Source organism: Citrobacter sp. A316 (assembly GCF_002042945.1).
GTDB lineage: Bacteria > Pseudomonadota > Gammaproteobacteria > Enterobacterales > Enterobacteriaceae > Citrobacter > Citrobacter portucalensis.
Genome location: NZ_MVFZ01000013.1, coordinates 137,461 through 157,548 on the forward strand (window position 1 = coordinate 137,461; position 20,088 = coordinate 157,548).

The window sequence follows — 20,088 nt, forward strand, 5'->3', positions numbered from 1 at the left end:
TTGTGCTAAACGCACTAATGGAGCTGTAAATGTTTTATCTCGATACGTTATCAACGCTGGTTGCGGCAACCCTTGTGTTGCTGCTGGGACGTAAGCTCGTCCAGTCTGTTTCCTTCCTGAAAAAATACACCATTCCCGAACCCGTTGCAGGCGGATTGCTGGTGGCGATTGCGCTGCTGGTGCTGAAAAAAAGCATGGGTTGGGAAGTGAATTTCGATATGACCCTGCGCGATCCGTTGATGCTGGCCTTCTTCGCCACTATCGGTCTGAACGCCAATATCGCCAGTTTGCGTGCCGGTGGCCGCGTGGTGGGTATCTTTCTGATTGTGGTTGTTGGCCTGTTGCTGATGCAAAACGCCATCGGTATTGGTATGGCGACCCTGCTGGGTCTGGACCCGCTGATGGGTCTGATCGCTGGCTCGATCACCCTCTCTGGTGGACACGGAACCGGGGCCGCGTGGAGCAAGCTGTTTATTGAACGTTATGGCTTCACCAATGCAACTGAAGTGGCAATGGCTTGCGCAACGTTTGGTCTGGTGCTGGGCGGGCTGATTGGCGGCCCGGTGGCACGTTATCTGGTCAAACACTCCACCACGCCAGACGGTATGCCGGACGATCAGGCTGTGCCGACCGCATTTGAAAAGCCGGACGTTGGGCGCATGATCACCTCGCTGGTGCTGATTGAAACCATTGCTCTGATCGCTATCTGTCTGACGGTGGGTAAAATCGTTGCGCAAATGCTGGTTGGAACGGTGCTGGAATTGCCGACCTTCGTCTGCGTGCTGTTTGTTGGGGTGATCCTCAGCAATGGTCTGGCGCTACTGGGCTTTTATCGGGTGTTCGAACGTGCGGTTTCGGTGCTGGGTAACGTAAGTTTGTCGCTGTTCCTGGCGATGGCGCTGATGAGCCTGAAGCTGTGGGAACTGGCTTCTCTGGCCTTGCCGATGCTGGCAATCCTGGTTGTGCAGACCATTTTCATGGCGCTGTACGCGATATTCGTTACCTGGCGCATGATGGGTAAGAACTACGATGCCGCCGTGCTGGCAGCCGGACACTGCGGTTTTGGCCTCGGCGCGACGCCGACGGCGATTGCCAACATGCAGGCGATTACCGAACGTTTTGGGCCATCCCATATGGCGTTTCTGGTGGTGCCGATGGTGGGAGCGTTCTTTATCGATATCGTCAACGCGCTGGTGATTAAGCTGTATCTGCTGTTGCCGATTTTTACGCAATAACGGCTGTGCGGCGGGGTAACATCCGCCGCCGCTATGAATTGACTATGCGTTGGAGTAGCGTTCGGTTTCCGGCATCCAGCGTTCAATCAGCGCCACGGCCTGTTGCGGGTAACGTTCGTGAATATGGCGGGCAATACGCTGAACTTCCGGGATAATCGCCTGATCGCGCAGTAAATCTGCAACTTTGAATTCTGCCGTTCCGGTCTGGCGAGTACCTAACAGCTCGCCGGGGCCGCGAATCTCTAAATCTTTTTGCGCAATCACAAATCCATCGTTGCTGTCTCGCAGAACCTGCAGGCGTTTCTGCGCGGTTTTAGACAGCGGTGATTTGTAGAGCAGGACGCAGTGGGATGCCACCGCGCCACGGCCTACGCGACCACGTAACTGGTGCAACTGGGCAAGGCCTAAGCGTTCCGGGTTTTCAATAATCATCAGGCTGGCGTTGGGTACGTCAACGCCCACTTCAATCACCGTCGTGGCAACCAGCAGATGCAGTTCACCCTGTTTAAAGGCCGCCATTACTGACTGCTTCTCGGCGGGCTTCATGCGCCCGTGTACCAGGCCAATATTGAGTTCTGGCAACGCAAGCTTAAGTTCTTCCCACGTCGCTTCTGCCGCCTGAGCTTCCAACAAATCAGACTCTTCAATCAACGTACAGACCCAGTATGCCTGACGCCTTTCGTGGGTACAGGCGTTGCGCACGCGGTCAATGATATCGCTGCGGCGGGTATCCGGAATGGCGACCGTAGTGACCGGCGTACGCCCCGGAGGCAGTTCGTCAATGACCGATGTGTCGAGGTCAGCATAGGCGGTCATCGCCAGGGTGCGCGGAATCGGCGTGGCGGTCATGATCAACTGGTGTGGGTGGAAACCCTGCTGCTGACCTTTCTCCCACAGCGCCAGACGCTGATGCACACCGAAGCGGTGTTGTTCGTCGATGATAACCAGTGCCAGACCGTTGAACTGAACCTGTTCCTGGAAAATTGCATGAGTACCGACAATCATCTGTACCTGACCGCTGGCGATAGCTTCCTGCTGTGCCTGGCGCGCTTTGCCTTTCTGCTTGCCCGCCAGCCAGCCCACTTCAACGCCCAGTGGAGCGAACCAGTTGCGGAAGTTATTTGCATGCTGCTCAGCCAACAGTTCGGTAGGAGCCATTAGCGCGACCTGCTTACCATGTACGATAGCTCGCAGCGCGGCAAGTGCCGCTACCAGCGTTTTACCGGAGCCGACATCACCCTGCACCAGGCGCATCATCGGCACATCCAGCGCCATATCGCGTTCAATCTCAGCGGTAACGCGGGCCTGTGCGGCAGTAGGTTTGAACGGCAATGCTGCCAGCAGCTTATCTTTTAGCGCGTTGTTAGCACTTAACGGCTGGGCGTGAAAACGCTGTGCCCCGGCGCGTAGTGCCAGCATGCTGAGATTATGCGCCAGCAGTTCTTCGAGAATCAGACGTCGCTGCGCCGGATGTTGTCCGGTTTCCAGATCGCTGAGTTGCAGCGACGGTGGGGGGCGGTGCAATGTGCGCAGTGCTTCGGGTAGGCTCATCATGCCCTGTAACAACTCTGGCGGCAGCAGCTCGGCAATAGCGCAGGTATCGAGTAGATCCAGTGCCTGATCGGTCAGCTTGCGCAGCGTGGCCTGCTTCACACCTTCGGTGGTTGGATACACTGGTGTGAGCGTTTCCTGCAATTCTGGCGTGCTGAGATCGCCTTGTACGCGGTATTCCGGGTGAATCATCTCTGCGCCATATTTCCCGCGTTTGGCTTCGCCGTAGGCCAGTACCCTACGCCCGGTAGCGAGGCTGTTTTTCATCGCTGCGCTGAAGTTGAAAAAGCGCATGGTGAGAATGCCCGAGCCATCGCTGATTTGACAGGTCATCATTCGGCGGCCGCCGAAGGTGATATTGCAGTTCAGCACTTCGCCTTCAACGGTGGCATAGACACCCGGCAGCAGTTCGCCAATTGGGTACAGATGGGTACGGTCTTCGTAACGCAGAGGGAGGTGGAGCAGGAGGTCCTGCACGGTGTGCAGGCCAATTTTCGCCAGTTTACTGCTTTGCGCTGCGCCAACGCCGGTCAGAGAGTTGAGTGGGATGGCATCCAGTAAACGGCCTTTCATCGCGTTTATCTCGCAGATTGCATAGTGGCCCACCACGTTGCATCGGCTTCAATTTCGCCCTGCGTGTTTACGTGAGGGTAGGGAAGACCTTTGCGCTTAGCGACATTCGCCAGCACCGGATAACCGCCTTCAAACAGTAAGCGCTGCTGCTCATCTTGTGGCAGCATGCTGTTTTCTCGTCGGTACATCCCCGCGTTTTGCCGCTGGCGCTGTGCTTCGTACAGAATCAGCGCGGAGGCGACAGAAACGTTCAGCGACTGCACCATGCCAGTCATGGGAATGATGATGTCCTGATCAGCCAGATCCAACGCTTCCTGAGTGATGCCGGTTTTCTCCTGGCCCATCAGGATGCAGGTGGGGCGCGTGTAATCAATCTCGCGAAAATCCACGGCCTTATCTGACAGATGGGTTGCCAGAACCTGCATACCCTGGCTTTTTAAATGTGCGGCCGCATCGCCAATAGTCGGGTGGGTCTTGACTTGCACCCAACTGTTACTGCCTGCGGCAGAAGAAAGCATAGTGCGCATGCGGCTACCCGGCCAGACGGCGTGGACTTCATGCACGCCGACCGCATCTGCAGTACGAATAATCGCAGAAACGTTATGAGGTTTGTGAACCTGCTCCATGCAGACGGTCAGATCGGGCTGACGACGTGCGAGCATCTCGCGGATACGTGCATAGCGCTGTTCATTCATAAGACTAGTTTCGGTTACGGGTGACTTTTATCACGTCCGGCATGACGCGGATTTTGCGCATGATATTCGCCAGGTGCACACGATCTCGTGCTGTCAGGCGAATAAAGGCACTATACACGCGACCATCTTTCTCTTCCGTATTCAGACTCTGAATATTGGAGGTGGTCGTGTTGATTGCCGCCGTCAGGTTCGCCAGAGCACCCTGGTGGTTAAACATATCCACCTTAATCTCGGTGATGAACTCCTGCTCTGTCTCTTTATCCCATTCCACCGCCATAAACTTCTCTGGCTCTTTCTGGTAGCCACGAATATTACGGCAGGACTCATGGTGGATCACCAGACCTTTACCCGGACTGACGTGGGCAATGATTGGATCGCCTGGAATTGGACGACAGCATTTCGCGAAGGTAATCAGCACGCCGTCTGCACCTTTGATTGGCAGATGACCGTGACCAGATTGCGCTGGTACGTTCGCTGTTGCTTCGCCCTGCTGGAGGTTTTTCGCTACCACCACGCTCATGGCGTTACCCAGACCGATTTCTGCGAGCAGATCGTCAAGCGTGGCGAGCTTCATACGCTCAAGCTCACGCTGGATGCTCTCTGGCGGGATCTCAGCCAGTTTACGGCTACCACCCAGAGCATGGTTGAGCAGTCGACGCCCCAGACTGACGGAATCATCGCGCTTGAGGTTTTTCAACAGTTGGCGAATCTTGGCGCGCGCTTTCGAACTGACGACGAAGTTGAGCCACGCTGCGTTCGGACGTGCGCCCGGCGCGGTGATAATCTCAACGGTCTGGCCGCTAAAGAGCGGTTGTGAAAGCGGGTAAGGCTGTCTGTCGACGCGCGCGCCGACGCAGGCGTGACCGATATCGGTATGCACGGCGTAGGCGAAGTCGACAGGCGTTGCACCGGCGGGCAGTTCGACAATGCGCCCTTCCGGTGTGAAAACATAAATCTCATCCGGGAAGAGATCAGATTTGACGCTTTCAATAAATTCAAACGAGCTACCGGCGCTCTGCTGCAGTTCCAGCAGGCTTTGCATCCAGCGCTGAGCGCGGATTTGCGCTGTGGTGCTGCTTTCGCCGCCGTGCTCTTTGTAAGCCCAGTGCGCTGCAACACCCATCTCCGCCATCTGGTCCATGTCTTCAGTACGAATCTGTACTTCAACCGGAACGCCGTGAGGGCCGATCATTGAGGTGTGCAAAGACTGATATCCGTTCGCTTTCGGAATGGCGATATAGTCTTTCACGCGACCAGGTCGTGGTTTGTACAGGCTGTGCATCTGACCGAGTACGCGATAGCAGGTATCGGAATCATGAACGATGACGCGAAATGCGTAGATATCCATGATGGAGTGAAAACGCTGCTCTTTGAGCACCATTTTGCAGTAGATAGAGTACAGGTGCTTCTCGCGCCCGCTTACGCGACACGGAATGCCTGCCTCTTGCAAACGCCCTTCGATTTCCGAGAGGATTTTTTGGATCATCTCTTTGCGGTTGCCGCGAGCGGCTTTAACCACTTCTTTAATCACGCGATAGCGGTTCGGGTACAGCGCTTCAAAACCCAGCTCTTCCAGCTCGGTTTTAATGTGGTGGATACCTAAACGGTGTGCCAGCGGACTATAGATTTCGAGGGTTTCACGGGCGATGCGGCGACGCTTGTCCGGGCGTAAGGAGCCCAGCGTGCGCATATTGTGGGTACGGTCAGCAAGTTTGATGAGAATGACGCGGATATCCTGCACCATCGCCATAATCATCTTGCGAAAGTTTTCAGCTTGCGCCTCTTTCTTATCGCGAAACTTAAGCTTATCAAGTTTCGATACCCCTTCTACCAACTCTGCAACGCTTTTACCAAAAAGCTGTTCCATGTCCTGATAGGTGGCTGGGGTATCTTCAATCACGTCATGCAGCAGCGCAGCCATCAGCGTTTCGTAGTCGAGTTTCATCTCGGCCAGAATGCAGGCTACCGCTACCGGGTGCGTGATATAGGGTTCACCGCTTGAACGTGTCTGGCCCTCGTGAGCGTCACGTGCAACGAGATACGCCTGCCGAAGACGCTTAATCTGGTCTTCCGGCAGGTAGTTTTGAATCAGTTGATTCAGGCTTTCAAACAGATACAAGGGCGACCCGCTTTGTGATTAACGACGACCTTCAGCAATAGCGGTAACGGCTTGTAATTCAGCGGCTTCCTGCTCTTGCTGTTCCTGGCGCTCACGCACGTCGAGGATCTGGTTGTTGATCAGACCTTCTTCGATTTCGCGCAGCGCGATAACGGTAGTTTTATCGTTTTCTTCCGGTACGAGCGGATCCTTTCCGCCTACCTGCATCTGACGAGCGCGACGCGCGGCGACCAGTACCAGGTCAAAACGGTTACCAATTTTCTCTACAGCGTCCTGAACAGTTACGCGTGCCATACTTAAAATGCTCCACAGGTGAAGAAATGACTGGGCATGATACTGAATGTGGGTTCAGTCTGCCAACAGTTTGCTGATTAAAGCGTCATGACGCTGCTTTTGGCGGCTCATGCGCAGACGTTCGGCGCGAATGATGGTTTTCAAATCGCCCAGGGCGGTGTCGAAATCATCATTCACAATAAGATAATCATATTCGGCGTAATGGCTCATTTCTGCAACAGCTTGCGCCATACGTTTCGCGATCACGTCTTCGCTATCCTGACCGCGGCCACGCAGGCGGCGGTCCAGCTCAATCTTAGACGGTGGCAAAATAAAAATACTGCGCGCATGCGGCATTTTTTCACGAATTTGCTGCGCACCTTGCCAGTCGATATCTAAAAAGACGTCTACGCCGGATGCTAATACTTGCTCAATGGTTTCACGCGAGGTGCCGTAGTAATTACCGAAAACCTCCGCGTGTTCCAGGAACGCGTCTCTGCCAATCATGGTTCTGAATTCGTCATGGTTCACAAAGAAATAGTGTTCACCATGCACTTCCCCCGGGCGCGGTGCGCGCGTGGTGTGCGAAACAGAAACCTGGGTGTCATACAACGGTTGGGTCTTTAATAAAGCCTGAATCAGGCTGGATTTACCCGCGCCACTGGGGGCAGAAACAATATAAAGCGTGCCTTGAGCCATGAGTATCTTAATGTATGTGATTGTCGAAAGAGAGCCTACATACGGGCTTATTATACACGTAGCCGCTATGTGACGTAGCCCTTGTCACACTTTTTGCGCATGTTTAATGCGTTTTGCGTACCAGTTTCCTGTTTTATCGGTGATTTGCAGCAATACATGCAAATGTCCGGAAAGCTGTTCGTAGGATGAATTTTTGCCGCTCTGTTTCTATTTCACTTCGCGCTATACCTGCCGGGAAACGTATCGTTCAGCGGAGATAGCATGGGATTATGGAAATGCATAGGGCTGGTTTTACTGGTGTGGCAATTACCCGCGTGGGCGGTATGCCCCGTCTGGTCGCCTGCCAGGGCAAACGAGGAAATTTCGCGACTACAGCAGCAGATTACACAGTGGAATGACAATTACTGGAAAAAAGGGGAAAGTGCCGTAGACGACGGCGTTTACGACCAGCTCAATGCGCAACTAATTCAATGGCAGCGCTGTTTTGGCGATAAAGTCCTACCAGATCTGTCTGCGCCACCAATGAGTGGCGCAGTATCGCACCCCGTTCCCCACACGGGAGTCCGAAAACTTGCCGATAAGCAAGCGCTACAGCAATGGATGCACGCTCGCAGCGATCTCTGGGTGCAACCGAAGGTGGATGGCGTGGCGGTGACGTTAGTCTATCGCAATGGCAATCTGGTACGGGCGATTAGCCGTGGTAACGGCCTGAAAGGCGAAGACTGGACGCAAAAGGTTCTTCAGATCCCTTCCGTACCACATTCCACCAAGGGGAAGCTCGCTAACAGTACGCTGCAGGGTGAGATATTTTTGCAGCAAGAGGGGCATATTCAGAAGCAGAGAGGGGGAATGAACGCCCGCTCGAGGGTCGCTGGATTGATGATGCGCCAGAGCAATCCAGAATTGTTAGGCTCGCTGGCTATTTTTATCTGGGCCTGGCCTGATGGTCCGGCGGTCATGCCTGAAAGACTGGAGCAGCTCACGGCTGCCGGGTTCAGTTACACGCAACGCTTTACTAAGGCCGTGAAGAATGCGGATGACGTCGAAAAGTCGCGCGCCAGGTGGTGGAGTACAGCATTACCTTTTGTCACTGATGGCGTAGTGGTGCGAACGGCAAAAGAGCCACGGGCACAGTATTGGCTACCCGGACAGGGTGACTGGCTGGCGGCGTGGAAATATCCTCCTGTTGCAAGGGTATCTGAGGTAACGGGTATTCAGTTCTCCGTTGGTAAAAGCGGGAAAATTGCGGTGGTCGCATTGCTGACTCCCGTCATGCTGGATGATAAACGCGTACAGCGTGTAAATATTGGCTCCGTCCGACGCTGGAATGAATGGGATATCGCGCCTGGCGATCAGATTCTGGTAAGCCTGGCCGGACAAGGGATCCCCCGTATAGACGAAGTGGTCTGGCGCAGCACTCAGCGTACTAAGCCAATACCCCCCGAGGGGCGCTTCAATTCATTAACCTGTTTTTATGCCACTGCGGAGTGCCAGGAACAGTTTGTTGCCAGACTGGTCTGGCTGGGCGGCAAAGAGGTGCTGGGGCTGGAGGGTATCGGCGAGGCGGGATGGCGAGAGCTCAACCAGGCGTATCGCTTTGAACATATCTTTTCCTGGCTTGGGTTAACTCAGGAACAGTTACAGTCCACACTTGGTGTAATCAAAGGGGAGAAGCTGTGGCATCAGTTCAACCTGTCACGCGACCTCCCGTTCACGCGTTGGGTGATTGCCATGGGAATACCGTTAACACAGGCAACGCTAAATGCCAGTGGGGATGGTTCGTGGCAGCAATTAAAAGAACGCGATGAACAAAGCTGGCGGCAGCTTCCTTTCATGGGCGAGCGGCGAGCACGGCAAATTATTCAGTGGCTGGAGGATCGAGAGGTCACGGCGCTGAGCAACTGGTTAGCTGCTCAGCGGATCGCGGGCTTTATGCCTTAATGGCCTTCATGGCGATAGTAAAATACCGGCAGACCTAACTTCAGGCGCAGTGCCAGTAATCGGGCGGTAAAGCCGAAGAGCAGAGTAGAGATAACCACTACATCGTGGCTGGAGACATAATGCTGTAGCACGATGTACAGCACAGCAGCGGCGAATGATACGCCAGCATACAGCTCTTTCTGGAATACTAACGGGATGCGTTTGCAGAACATGTCGCGTAATACGCCACCGAAGACGCCGGTAGTGACCGCAGCGACCACGGCGATAATCGGCCCATGACCCATATCCAGTGCCACCTGAGCGCCGATAATAGAAAAGACCACCAGGCCCAGCGCATCCAGTACGAGGAATATTTTGCGCAGATAGGGCATGACGGGAGCAATAATGGTGGTGAGTACCGCAGCTGTCGCCACGATAATGACGTATTCAGGGTGCTTTACCCAGCCAAGCGGATAGTGGCCGAGAAGAATGTCACGTACCGATCCGCCGCCAATGGCTGTCGCGGTGGCAATGATAATGACGCCAAATGTATCCATACGACGACGCCCAGCCGCAAGCGCACCGGTCATGGCTTCGGCAGTAATACCAATCAAATATAAAACGTGTAACAGCATGTATTCCCCCTGATTTGCTGGGGGCTAAGGTTAACGACTTGTGCGCTTTGTCACGATTGAGATTTTCTAAGGTGAAGTGATTTTAATAACTACAGCTAATGCGAATTTACTGAAAATGCGTGTTGATATGCGCTTTGTGTTATGAGCTTCAATAAAGAATGATGAGAAAATATAATTCGAATTGAACAAAGGAGTACCAGAGCGTTGGGAAAAACACGTAGCCTCGCCATTTATTGGCGGGCTACGTAGCATATTTCACCAAAACTATCACCTTAGGCCATTGGATATGGTTAACACGCCGGTTTGTGTTTCGATCATAACTTGAATATTGCAGTTAGAAATTAATAGATGTGGTATGTAGTTTGGTGTGCTGCAAAGATGATATATCTTCCAAATACCACACTCCAGATGCCATCGGGGAAGTTATTCTAAGTAAACTCTGATATGCAGCGGCTTCTATTCTGAAAAATGGTTCCCCTCAGCTATCGCTTCTATGCGTGTAGGCGCATTTACAGCAAAATTTTCAGCATTAAGTGAGTCGGAGTGATAGACATGAGCGTAAGAGAGGAAATTCAGGATGGCAGAGAGGCTGGAATTTTAAGAAGCGGGATAATCTACACCGAAGTTTTGGGGTGGATAGATATGGGGCATGCTCGAGGAGATGATGTCAGAAAGTTACTCTCGGATATGCACCAAGGCGAGCATTCAGGAAAGAATTATTACGATGTAAAATATACTCAAAGTATGGGAAGAGGAGGGTTCACAATTGGGAAATTCATCAGATGGAGAATTAGAAAAGGGCGCAGCTTATTTGAACGATATAGTATAGCGCTTTCCATGATGATGGCGCTTGCTCATCGTTTTGAAGGTTTACAGTCAAATTTCCCCTTTTATCTTTACACCGACAGCGGTTTCAGTGGTGAGGATTTAGTATCCGATTTGCTGGGGCTCTACCGCGTAGTCTCATATAGTAACCCATTCCCGCTATTGCAACCCGTCAGCAAAGAGGAAGCCCTCAGACGTTGGGATTATTATGGTCCAATCGGCTCTTTTAAAAACACCTCATTCCAACCGATTTTATTTCCCGATCCGATGAAATCAGCTTTAGCTCTTCCTGTAAAAGGTGTTTTACCCTCATTCATGAGAACAGTGATACCTTACAGCGACTTCAGTTCTGGTAACGTTAAAATAGTTTCCAGAGATGGAACGGTCGTTAACTGGTAACAAAGGGAAACATATGAAACAGGCAGTCATACTAGTGCTGATAGTAATAGCTATATGCAGCTCTTATTTCTGGCCTAATATTAAAATGAGACTTGCAGGTAACGCACAATATACAGAGTTTGATAAAGCCAAATATGATTATTACACTCCCCAAGTTTTAAAGAAAATGCCGAGAATATCCCAAGTGTATGACTTTAATTATACGAACATTTCTGGCCCTAAGGCTGATGTATGGAGTGTGACGTTTTATAATACCAGGGATACGTGGAAAATTAGTGAATATCTCTCAATGGTGGGCTATGAAAAACAGGAAAAATGCGATATAGAGGCCGAGTGCTGGCGCCTCAGGGGATCTGATGAAGTACTGACAGTTGTGAATATGAACAGCAGCAACGCTGTTCGGGTTGATATTCTGAAGAGTCTTTATAACGACAAATATATGCCAGATAAATAATTACTCCAATTTTATATCAATCAGCACTTATTGACGGTAGGGATAGCCCGCATTTAGCAGGCTATCCTGTGCTTTACGATAGCATAGGCATGGTACGCAAAATTACTCGATATTGAATCTGTTTGTTGAGTATGGCTTTCAATGCCTAGTGTTTACTGGTTTTCATGTAATGCGTTTCTCTAATGGGTACACCCTTGTGTACGCATAAAATCAGGGTGTATGTTTTTTACTCATGTCTTTGAGCTTCAAACTCCATTACAGCTATGGTTATCTCCAGCTTGGTTGTTTCAAGTATTTCTTCGCACAAGACCAAATCATGGATAATGTTTTTGAGCAATTCCTTATCTATTGCTCCATCAGCCACCCAAACAGCGATGTTTTCCATTTCACGGACAAAAAGTTGCACACAATGGCCAAAACCATTTATTTCAAGAAAATATGTTGAAAGAGCGATGCCTGATCTTTTGTTGCCGTCACTAAAAGCATGAAACTTATTGATTGCAAAAAATAAGTGGCTTAGTTTGTCCACGAATCCGGGGTAATACCAATCGTTTTGGATATGCTCAAGCGCACTCTCCAGTACCCCTTGGTCTCTGATGCCTTGCAATCCGCCTGTTTTATCAATGATCCAATCATGAACCCGAATGGCGTGATCAATATCAAAATAATTAAATTTTATATCGTCCATTGATGCCCCTAGCGATCTTTCAGTCTTTTAAACACTTCAAGGGTTTCGGGGTCGTTCAGCCTTTCCTCTAATGACTTGCTTTTTTCTCCAAGAAAACGCTCAAAGTCACCGGCAGGAACAGCTTTAACATAAGCTTCAAGTTTTTCATGTAGAGCATCGCGAAAGCATAAATCTCTACTGGCCATTTTAGTCCTAACATCTACTAACATAGGCTCATATAGAGGATGCCCCTCCATTTGCTTAAGTATGGATTCAGCTTCTTTGTAAGTGAGTTTGCGACCAAGTTGTTCTGCTTTCTGCTTGATTTCATGTGCTAATCCAGCTTCAAAGCTTGAGATTAAAGTCAGTACCTCTGAGTACATGGTATCTCTAATCTTGTCATTTTGGTGTAGCTTAAGAACACTGCGATACTCATTGGCATTTTCATGAAAAATACTTTGGTATATCGAATTTGTTAAATTCCCATATTTCCATTTATTGCCTTCGACATACTCATCTAAAGCGTCAGTAAATTTCTTTCTATAGCTTTCGTCTTTGAACGCAGCAACTAAGTAGTCTTCATCACGTTGGTTGATGAATTTTGTATGTCCGCCTGAACGTTCTGCCAGCGTATCGATAACAATATCTAAAAGACGTGCCCTTATGGCACGGGCTTGCTCGCTTTCAACTAGTAGCATTGCTAGGTTCAAAACAGAACGAAACTTGAATATACCTAGAATTGAAGTTTTGGTACCTTCATTGATGAGGGTACCATCAGCTATCTCCTTGAAATCTTTGAGAGATTTCCCTCTTAAAAGTGTGTATCCATTGTTCTTTAATTCATCTAAGTGGTTGTTAATATAGCGTTCAATAGTTGTGTCACTCACATCAAAAAGTTCTATCAGTTGGCTTTTTGTGAACACTTTTTCGCCATTGAACTCAATCCCGCCTAAGGCCATATGTTTTTCAGCATGAGTTAGTGCGTAGGAGTTATTAAGTATGTTCTGTCGGTCGTGTGCGGAGGTTGTAAGATCTTTAGCCATATCCATCGCCTTAAGAGGGAGCGTGAAGCATCACAAAGTAACATTATATCGCAAATAATTTTACCCCATCCCCGATAGTCTGCGAGATCGCCTCGTTGAAAATGTGCGGTTAGTTGTGGTACTGGCGGGCAAGGCGCGGGATAAAGACATTTACAGTGTATGGAAGCGGCAGGGGCGTAACGCTTAGAAGATAACGGCGGCGCTATAATCACAGCTCTAGGTTATCTGCGTGGCGCGGGTTTCTTCCACTGATAGGCTGGTGCTCTCATCATATCCCGGAACCTGTTGCGCCGTACTATATCGGCGTTAACAGTGCGTTCTATCTCCCGCTGATCTGCAGGAGTAAGCTGGTGGCCGTCATGCTCAAGCTTTGCTATAGCCAGCAATCCGATCTCTCGTGGCGTCATCATTTGTCCCCATGCTGGTGGGGTACAATATTATATTGTTATTCATGAGATAACTCACGGCTGGCATAGTTGTTCTTTTTTGCCTAGCGGCTTACTGACATTAACCACTGTTTAAGTGGTTGCCTGCCGCCTAGATACCTCACCTCATTGTTTGCGCCGCCGTTAACAAGCTAAGCCCTGCTCTGTGGCAAGATGTCATCTAGCCTGCAAGCATACTCTGCCAAGTGCGTTGGTGATAAATGCGCATATCTCTTGACCATTTCGAGGCTTTCCCAACCGCCCATTTCCTGTAAAACAAACAATGGGACTCCAGCCTGAACTAACCAACTGGCCCACGTGTGCCTAAGGTCGTGGAAGCGGAAATCTTCAATTCCAGCCCGGGCGAGCGCCAAGCGCCATCCGTTGTTATCATCAACACGCATTTTTCTCACCGATGGGGTCATTTCTCCGTTTGGTTTTGGCTTTGCTTTTGTATGTACAAAGACCCAGCATGGGTGATTACCTTTTTGACGCTCAAGAATGCTACAGGCTGTCTTATTTAAAGCTATGCCTATCGCTTTGCCTGTTTTGGAGTTTTCCGCAGTTATCCATGCAACTCTTCGCGCTAGATCGACTTGTTTCCATTCCAGATTGATGATGTTCGAACGCCTTAGCCCAGTTGCCAACGCAAATTCGACAACTGATTTTAAGGGCTCATTGCAGACTTCGATTAACCTCTGTGCTTCATGTGGTAGCAACCAACGAACGCGGTTGTTTTTAACAGGATACAGGCGGATGTAGGGTACATTTGTAATCCATTTCCACTCAAAAAACGCTTTCCTCAACATGGCCTTAAGAAATGCCAAATGAGTGTTTTTAGTCGCGGTAGCTACTTTGCGGGGGATAAACAATGGAGTGGGTAACTTTGCCAATTTCATGGCCGCAATACTGTTCTTTATGTTTTCTGTATGCCGGCGATTAGTCATATTTTCAATTGCGTTGTAGATTTTATCCTCTGTAATCTCATCAAGCGTTTTACCTGCAAAGCTCTCCATCCAGAAGGCAATCCGGCTCTTATCGTCCCGAAGCGTTTTCTTCTCTGCCTTTTCCTTAATCCATCTTGCGCAAGCCTCCTCGAAAGTGGCTATGTGAAAGCCGCCTAAGTTAGCAATCCGCCAAGACTCGTATTTCAGTTTGTCATGGAGTTCTTCCGCTAGCTTTTTATCTGAGGTTTTTAGTGATCTCCTCCTCCTTTTCCCATCAGGAGTCTGATAGTCGCAATACCATATATTTCCTCTTCGAAAGATCGGCATGAGTAACCTCACAGTCATAAAGGTAATGGGGCGGATTAAGGTGGACAGTAAGTCCATGCATACCACTTAATAATGTTAACTAGCGCCTATCGTTAGTTAATGCCAATTAACAAAAATACGCTTTCTACAAGGGCGGTTTCATAAGATAGTTATACATATATCTAGTGCCACTTCTTTAGAAAAAGTGACCCTATGCATTCTGCCTCATAGTGCCACTTTTAAAAAAAGTGACCCTATGCAGTTTCAACATAGGGTCACTTATTGGCGAAAAGTGACCCTATGTATCATCCATTAAACGTGAGGTTGATTCTCTACGCTGGTGGTCAGCGTGTAGGGTTACTATTTTTTAGCTCTTGGCTTGGCTGGCTGCTGGCGTTCAACCCAGTTATCGACTTCGTGTCGGTTGTAAAGAATAGGGGAGTTCTCCTTGGGTTGGCAGTCCCCTGAGTAGTGCCGATACTCTCGTCCCTCCATCCATGAATGTGTACGTGCTGATTTGATAGCGTTCTTTGTCAGGCCGGTGATGGCCATCAATAACTCTTCAGAAACCCATTTGTTGGGAACTGGTTGGATTATGCTTTTATCTGACATAAATCTGCCTTTAAAATCGACCTATCCCAACTACAGCATATAGAGAAAATTATTTTTGTGGTGTGAGCATAATCCCGGCTACAGGTACCCCTTGGCTTTGAAAAACGCCATAACCTCCTTATGCCGGTATAGTGTTCCGCCCTTTGGTGGCATGATGTCGTTAACGGGTTCCGGGAATGGCGTACCTTCTCGTTTCCATCGTTGACGCATGCGATAGAAGGTTGTGCGGGAAATGCCGCCAAGCATGTTCTGAATGTCTGTTCTGGTAATGAGTACTGGTTCTAAATTTCCCATATCAACTCCTGCTGCCCATCGGAGAAGAGATCCACGGGGCAATAGATGGCGATTCCTGCAGAACTACTTTTGAGGCTGTCGTTTTGCCTGGCCTTCTATCCATCGATTAATGGCTTCAATATTGTACATGCACTCGCTGTTTTCCTTTGGTATTCCATCAGGCGCAACGTGAAGATACTCCCGGCCAACAAGCCACGATTTTTTACGCGCAGCTTCAATCGTTCCTGAGCGAAGACCGGTTATTTCTATCAGTTTCTGCTCAGTAACCCATTTATTGGGTTGCAACAAAAATTTCTGCTCCTCTACCATATTTTTGTCTCCTTTCTTTCTGGTAGTTACTCCAACATAGTGTTGGACGTGAACGTCATTAAGCCCTGCATAAACGACGAGTTGTCGCGCCAAAAGCTTTCAATCTTAACAAATCTTAAGATCTCACGGGGTAGGATGGGGCAACGTGATTTGCGGGGAGCTTTTTTGCCATGTCATAGTTGGTGGTACGCACCGCTTATAGGTACTTTTGCTGCGTACCAGACCGCGTACTGCGAACCAGAATGCTGGGGGATGTATAACAGCTTTTTACGCTCAGGTTTTCCAGCTTATAATCCGTCAAGGCATCTAGTATCCACGATCCACTACAGGCGATATGAGCCTTCTTTGCAATTGGCCACATTGATATCCGAGTGGCTATTTTCTCTGCGTCAATAACGTTATGCTTCTGGAAAACATTCAAGGATATGAAATGAACAGATTATCAATCTTTGCTGTTTCCATAATCGCTGGATTCAGCTTCTGTAAAAGTGCGGCTTCTGCTCCTACTGCGGACACCATCATGATGGCCTGTGCGGCTATTACAGCAAGTGCCCATGATAAGCTTGACGCAAATGTGGAAAGAATCGCGGGAAGCACTTTCAACGATAAAGTGATGGATGATTGCGAATGGCTGATAGAAGGGGCGAACGGCGACCCCAAATTAGCTTCGCATGGGTATAAAAAAATAGTTAAGCATTATGAAGACTGGGTAAATAAGAACATCTCCAGCCCGTTAACAACCGATACGCAAAGATACATTTTTACCAACCTGTTAAACGAATACAAGCAAGCTATGTCAGAAGTGGTTCGTGCTGCTGGTGACTATAAATATCTACAACAGCAAGCTGATGTAACAAAGAGGGGCATGGGTGTCCCGCTGGATAAAAAATAATTCGCTCTCATTATCAATGATGAGATTTATTAGCACGCCACCCAACCCACCAGCTTATCAATTGACGCTGCTTGAAAATGCCTGATTCGTTGATGCGCGTCGATTCATCTCTTTAAACCCTTCAGCTAGCTTTGAGGCTTGGTCGGTGGTCGCGCTAACCTTTACCTCTCCTATGTTTTGGCTGTTGTAATTGTTAACAACGCTTTTGGTATAGGATTGGTTGGAAGAGCCATTGGCCAGCCTGGCTTGCGTAGCATAGTAGTCACGATATCTATCTGTGCCAATCGAGTTATTTGCATCGCTCAGCCCCATTGCTGTACGAATTTTACCCGTGTAATCCCTAGTTTCTTTTGGTAATTTTGCTGGGTCGCTTCCGTTGGCGATCCACTTGTCAACATTCCCCATCCCCCAGTTATAAGCCATTAAAGCGTTATCAAGGTTACCGTCATATTTCTTTAATAGCTTACTCATGTAGATTTGTGCTGCCGCTCGTGATTTTTCAGGATCAAGTCGGTCGTCAACTTGGTCATCAACACGCAAGCCCATCTCTCTGCCTGTATCAGCCATAAACTGATACTCACCGACAGCACCTTTATGACTATATAGTTTCGCTCCATCACTAGATTCTACCTTCCTGATGGCATCAAGTAGTGTTTCAGTAGCCCCGGGGATATCCCACTGAATATTATCCCCCATCACGGTGCCGGGCTGACGACCATAATCAGTATCAAACCCAATAGCTCTTGCAGCATCACCGATATTTCGCTTTGTATAGCTTAATGATGATTCAGCACTGTCCTTAATATTATTCTGGTCGTTGTACAGGTATGTGCCATACGCAACCAAACCAGCCAGCCAAGGAGGGATCCCCGCGACTGTTACCTTGCTTCCTACATAAGCTGCTGCCAGTAACTTTAGTGCGTTCTCAGCGCCACCTACGGCCTCTGTAAATCGCTTGGCGGTCTTACCAGCATCATCAAAGAAACCGATAATGTTTCCGTGGTTATTCTCAATCCATGAGCCAAACGCTTTCATTCCGTTAACGACATCAGGGGCAAAGGCAGCCGCTAAATCAGTTTTCAGTCGCGTGAACTGTGAATCCAGTTGCCCAAGTGTAACAGCTACTCTTTCCTGCTCCCTGACCTGCTGGGCGGTGATGTTCGACTTCTTCGTTTCTGAGTCGACCAGAGACTTTAGCTCACCTGATTTAATCTTGGCTGCGTCTGTCGGGTCGAATCCGGCTGCCGTCATCACCTGCATCAGATTTTCCTGAGAGTGTGATTTTCCGTAGCGGGTGAATTCTCCCAGTGCCTTGTTAGGGTCACCAAGGTTATTGATGTTCAGTCCGGTACGCGCACCCAGCACCATCAAGTTTTGTGCCGCCCCGGTGAGTCCGCCAAAGATGGTAGGGTCTTTGATATTAGCCAGCGCCATGCGGGCATTACCAGAAGCGCCAATAAAGGAGTCAGCATTAAGGCCCGCCTGCTGGAATCCACGACGAACACCGAATAACTTATTCACATCAGTACCGAAATACTTCGCCTGATTGCTCGCACGAACGATTTCGTTGGAGGTTGAGGTGAATAGCTGTTTGATGCCGTAAAGGCCAGCGCTTAGCCCGAGAAAGCTGGCAGCGGCTGCCATAACGTTGCGTGTAGCGGAGGCGGCGGATTTACCGAATTTCTCAAGTTCTTCCCGCTGTTTTTTTAGTTCTTTATCTCGCTCTTTTTCCGAGCGGGACAACTCCTGGTTTAGTTTTCTGACTTCATCCTGTACCTTTCGCTTTCCATGCAGGAATTCATCTGTTTTTACTGTGACCTTGTAGGCCAGCTCTTGAATGATCATGCGGACACCTTCATTTTTGCGTGCATCGCCAGTGCGCTATCCACCAGCCCGCGAGCGATTTCATGAATAGAGGGCGCAACCCCGAGCCCTGACTGTTTGCGTTGTTGCTCCTGAATATTTCGAATGGCCTGCAACTGCGCATCACTGAGCAATACAGGCTTGACGCTTTGTTTAGACATTTGCCACCTCCTGATATTTATACAGTTATTTTAATTGCAATAAATGAAACGATCACCATATTTATTGCAATTAATGAAAGATTAAATTCGATCATTACCAGAAGGGGAATTGATTAACAGATAAGGAAACAGTCGTGCTTAATGGAGAGACTGAAATTTTTGACGACTCAAATCACATTTATGCGCCAGCGTTGCTTCTGGCGCGGCTTCTGCGTCGTTCTGGTTCTGAATCCGTCAAGAACAGTACAAATTTTGCAGGTGTTCAGGTGCGAACCTGTCTGCGAACCGACACCGCGAACCTTAGTGTAACCTTAGGGTTATTCTGTTTTGCTGGTGGTTTGACGCCGCTTTTCCTGCCAGCGGCGATAGCCTTCTAACTGCCTCGCTTTACCTTCCGGCGTTTTTGCTCCAGTGCTCATGCCCCCGTGTAATTTACAACGCCCGGATCCGTAGAGAGATGTCAGCTTGCACGGCGTTCCTTTGCGGGTTTTCGCTCCACAGGTCATGCCTCGGCATTCCTCCGGAAATGGCATTGTTCCAAATGGCGATTTAGCCCATTCCCGATAGCGCTTACGACGATGTTCATCAGCCATTTTTATCTCCGAATGTGAAGTTTTATCACCCTCTCATGAGGTAGGGGACGTAATCCCCTCCATGTGACGCTACCCACGCCCTTGTGAGCGCCCCTTACTGGCTGGAAGTCTGAAAGCATCTCCGTTCGGTTGAGCTATCCCCATACGATGCTGTGTCTCTTTTGCGGCTTTGTGGAGATCGCCAAAGTCATCAACTTTGACTAGGGGTCGCTTTACCTTTTCGAGACACGCTTCACGGTGTCGCATTATCCATTCCCGATCGTCGTCGTCAGTGCATAGTTGCATAACTTCCATCCACCTTGCAGCCGCTCGACGGTAGAGTCCTTTTTCCTCCAGAGCCTCGGCTTTGCTATCACGTACTTCCACCATCAATATATTTCCCTCAACGTTCACACTTAACTTTTTCGCATAATAAGCAGAAATAGTGTTGGTTCAGTTGGTTCAGTTGGTTCACTGCCCGCCAGCCCGCGCCAGCACTGGATTTTGCTGAACCAACATCGGCGATTTTGTGTTGGTTCAGCGGGGCTGTATGTTGGTTCACTCCCAGCCAGGACGAATGTCTCGCTCTGTTGGTGTTGGTTCAATTAGGTCATTTGTT

The 20,088-nt window shown here is 49.4% G+C and carries 22 protein-coding genes; 5 read left to right on the top strand and 17 right to left on the bottom strand.

Features of this window, described 5'->3' with window-relative positions; genetic code table 11:
• Positions 1 to 29 precede the first annotated feature (29 nt).
• On the top strand, positions 30 to 1,235 hold the full coding sequence (gene gltS, locus BZK41_RS16765) for a sodium/glutamate symporter (RefSeq protein ID WP_079938893.1): 1,206 nt from the start codon (positions 30 to 32) through the stop codon (positions 1,233 to 1,235).
• Between the two features lie 42 nt (positions 1,236 to 1,277).
• Here gltS and recG read toward each other — a convergent pair whose 3' ends face one another.
• The 5 genes from recG to gmk are packed head-to-tail and all read right to left on the bottom strand — an operon-like array spanning position 1,278 to position 7,145.
• Positions 1,278 to 3,359, bottom strand: coding sequence for an ATP-dependent DNA helicase RecG (recG, locus tag BZK41_RS16770; protein ID WP_079938894.1), 2,082 nt, complete (start codon positions 3,357 to 3,359; stop codon positions 1,278 to 1,280).
• A 5-nt stretch (positions 3,360 to 3,364) separates the two neighbouring features.
• Positions 3,365 to 4,054 (bottom strand): tRNA (guanosine(18)-2'-O)-methyltransferase TrmH, encoded by a 690-nt coding sequence (trmH, locus tag BZK41_RS16775; RefSeq protein ID WP_079938895.1) that lies wholly within the window; start codon positions 4,052 to 4,054, stop codon positions 3,365 to 3,367.
• 4 nt (positions 4,055 to 4,058) lie between these two features.
• Entirely contained in the window at positions 4,059 to 6,173 is a 2,115-nt protein-coding gene (gene spoT, locus BZK41_RS16780) for a bifunctional GTP diphosphokinase/guanosine-3',5'-bis pyrophosphate 3'-pyrophosphohydrolase (RefSeq protein WP_003024038.1), read from the bottom strand.
• 18 nt (positions 6,174 to 6,191) lie between these two features.
• Entirely contained in the window at positions 6,192 to 6,467 is a 276-nt protein-coding gene (gene rpoZ, locus BZK41_RS16785; protein WP_000135058.1) for a DNA-directed RNA polymerase subunit omega, read from the bottom strand.
• Between the two features lie 54 nt (positions 6,468 to 6,521).
• Positions 6,522 to 7,145 (bottom strand): guanylate kinase, encoded by a 624-nt coding sequence (gene gmk / locus BZK41_RS16790; RefSeq protein WP_003024042.1) that lies wholly within the window; start codon positions 7,143 to 7,145, stop codon positions 6,522 to 6,524.
• 261 nt (positions 7,146 to 7,406) lie between these two features.
• On the opposite strand from gmk, the gene ligB reads away from it, so the two are divergent.
• The gene (gene ligB / locus BZK41_RS16795; protein WP_079938896.1) at positions 7,407 to 9,086 is read left to right on the top strand and encodes an NAD-dependent DNA ligase LigB; all 1,680 of its coding nucleotides are present in this window, start codon (positions 7,407 to 7,409) and stop codon (positions 9,084 to 9,086) included.
• Here the strand turns inward: ligB and BZK41_RS16800 are convergent.
• Entirely contained in the window at positions 9,083 to 9,700 is a 618-nt protein-coding gene (locus BZK41_RS16800) for a trimeric intracellular cation channel family protein (protein ID WP_003024049.1), read from the bottom strand. The two genes, ligB and BZK41_RS16800, sit on opposite strands and share 4 nt — an antisense overlap.
• Positions 9,701 to 10,252: 552 nt before the next feature.
• On the opposite strand from BZK41_RS16800, the gene BZK41_RS16805 reads away from it, so the two are divergent.
• A complete protein-coding gene (locus BZK41_RS16805) occupies positions 10,253 to 10,924 on the top strand; it encodes a hypothetical protein (RefSeq protein ID WP_079938897.1) in 672 nt (223 codons plus the stop codon).
• Between the two features lie 13 nt (positions 10,925 to 10,937).
• Positions 10,938 to 11,378, top strand: a complete 441-nt coding sequence (locus BZK41_RS16810) for a hypothetical protein (protein ID WP_079938898.1) — start codon at positions 10,938 to 10,940, stop codon at positions 11,376 to 11,378.
• Positions 11,379 to 11,604: 226 nt separating this feature from the next.
• On the opposite strand, the gene BZK41_RS16815 is transcribed toward BZK41_RS16810, so the two are convergent.
• The 7 genes from BZK41_RS16815 to BZK41_RS16845 form a co-directional block, all read right to left on the bottom strand.
• Positions 11,605 to 12,066: a type II toxin-antitoxin system death-on-curing family toxin gene (locus tag BZK41_RS16815; protein WP_079938899.1), complete on the bottom strand. Its 462-nt coding sequence runs from the start codon at positions 12,064 to 12,066 to the stop codon at positions 11,605 to 11,607.
• A gap of 8 nt (positions 12,067 to 12,074) precedes the next feature.
• Complete coding sequence (locus tag BZK41_RS16820) at positions 12,075 to 13,088, bottom strand: DNA-binding protein (RefSeq protein WP_079938900.1); 1,014 nt, start codon at positions 13,086 to 13,088, stop codon at positions 12,075 to 12,077.
• A 221-nt stretch (positions 13,089 to 13,309) separates the two neighbouring features.
• Positions 13,310 to 13,495, bottom strand: a complete 186-nt coding sequence (locus BZK41_RS27570) for a hypothetical protein (protein ID WP_079938901.1) — start codon at positions 13,493 to 13,495, stop codon at positions 13,310 to 13,312.
• A gap of 170 nt (positions 13,496 to 13,665) precedes the next feature.
• Positions 13,666 to 14,787 (bottom strand): site-specific integrase, encoded by a 1,122-nt coding sequence (locus BZK41_RS16830; RefSeq protein ID WP_079938924.1) that lies wholly within the window; start codon positions 14,785 to 14,787, stop codon positions 13,666 to 13,668.
• A 339-nt stretch (positions 14,788 to 15,126) separates the two neighbouring features.
• Positions 15,127 to 15,378 carry an excisionase family protein gene (xisR, locus tag BZK41_RS16835; protein ID WP_079938902.1) on the bottom strand — a complete coding sequence of 84 codons (252 nt, stop codon included), beginning with the start codon at positions 15,376 to 15,378 and terminating at the stop codon, positions 15,127 to 15,129.
• A 78-nt stretch (positions 15,379 to 15,456) separates the two neighbouring features.
• A complete protein-coding gene (locus BZK41_RS16840) occupies positions 15,457 to 15,672 on the bottom strand; it encodes an AlpA family transcriptional regulator (protein ID WP_079938903.1) in 216 nt (71 codons plus the stop codon).
• Between the two features lie 63 nt (positions 15,673 to 15,735).
• Positions 15,736 to 15,981: an excisionase family protein gene (locus BZK41_RS16845; RefSeq protein ID WP_079938904.1), complete on the bottom strand. Its 246-nt coding sequence runs from the start codon at positions 15,979 to 15,981 to the stop codon at positions 15,736 to 15,738.
• Positions 15,982 to 16,411: 430 nt separating this feature from the next.
• Here BZK41_RS16845 and BZK41_RS16850 point away from each other — a divergent pair, with 430 nt between their 5' ends.
• Positions 16,412 to 16,873 (top strand): hypothetical protein, encoded by a 462-nt coding sequence (locus BZK41_RS16850; RefSeq protein WP_061066851.1) that lies wholly within the window; start codon positions 16,412 to 16,414, stop codon positions 16,871 to 16,873.
• Between the two features lie 57 nt (positions 16,874 to 16,930).
• Here BZK41_RS16850 and BZK41_RS16855 read toward each other — a convergent pair whose 3' ends face one another.
• From BZK41_RS16855 to BZK41_RS16870, 4 genes are all read right to left on the bottom strand, one after another.
• Complete coding sequence (locus BZK41_RS16855; protein WP_079938905.1) at positions 16,931 to 18,718, bottom strand: lytic transglycosylase domain-containing protein; 1,788 nt, start codon at positions 18,716 to 18,718, stop codon at positions 16,931 to 16,933.
• Entirely contained in the window at positions 18,715 to 18,897 is a 183-nt protein-coding gene (locus BZK41_RS16860) for a hypothetical protein (protein WP_079938906.1), read from the bottom strand. Before BZK41_RS16860 ends, BZK41_RS16855 begins: the two co-directional genes overlap by 4 nt.
• A gap of 317 nt (positions 18,898 to 19,214) precedes the next feature.
• Positions 19,215 to 19,490 (bottom strand): HGGxSTG domain-containing protein, encoded by a 276-nt coding sequence (locus BZK41_RS16865; protein ID WP_200008102.1) that lies wholly within the window; start codon positions 19,488 to 19,490, stop codon positions 19,215 to 19,217.
• 69 nt (positions 19,491 to 19,559) lie between these two features.
• Positions 19,560 to 19,856 carry a PerC family transcriptional regulator gene (locus tag BZK41_RS16870; RefSeq protein ID WP_172313217.1) on the bottom strand — a complete coding sequence of 99 codons (297 nt, stop codon included), beginning with the start codon at positions 19,854 to 19,856 and terminating at the stop codon, positions 19,560 to 19,562.
• Between the last annotated feature and the right edge of the window lie 232 nt (positions 19,857 to 20,088).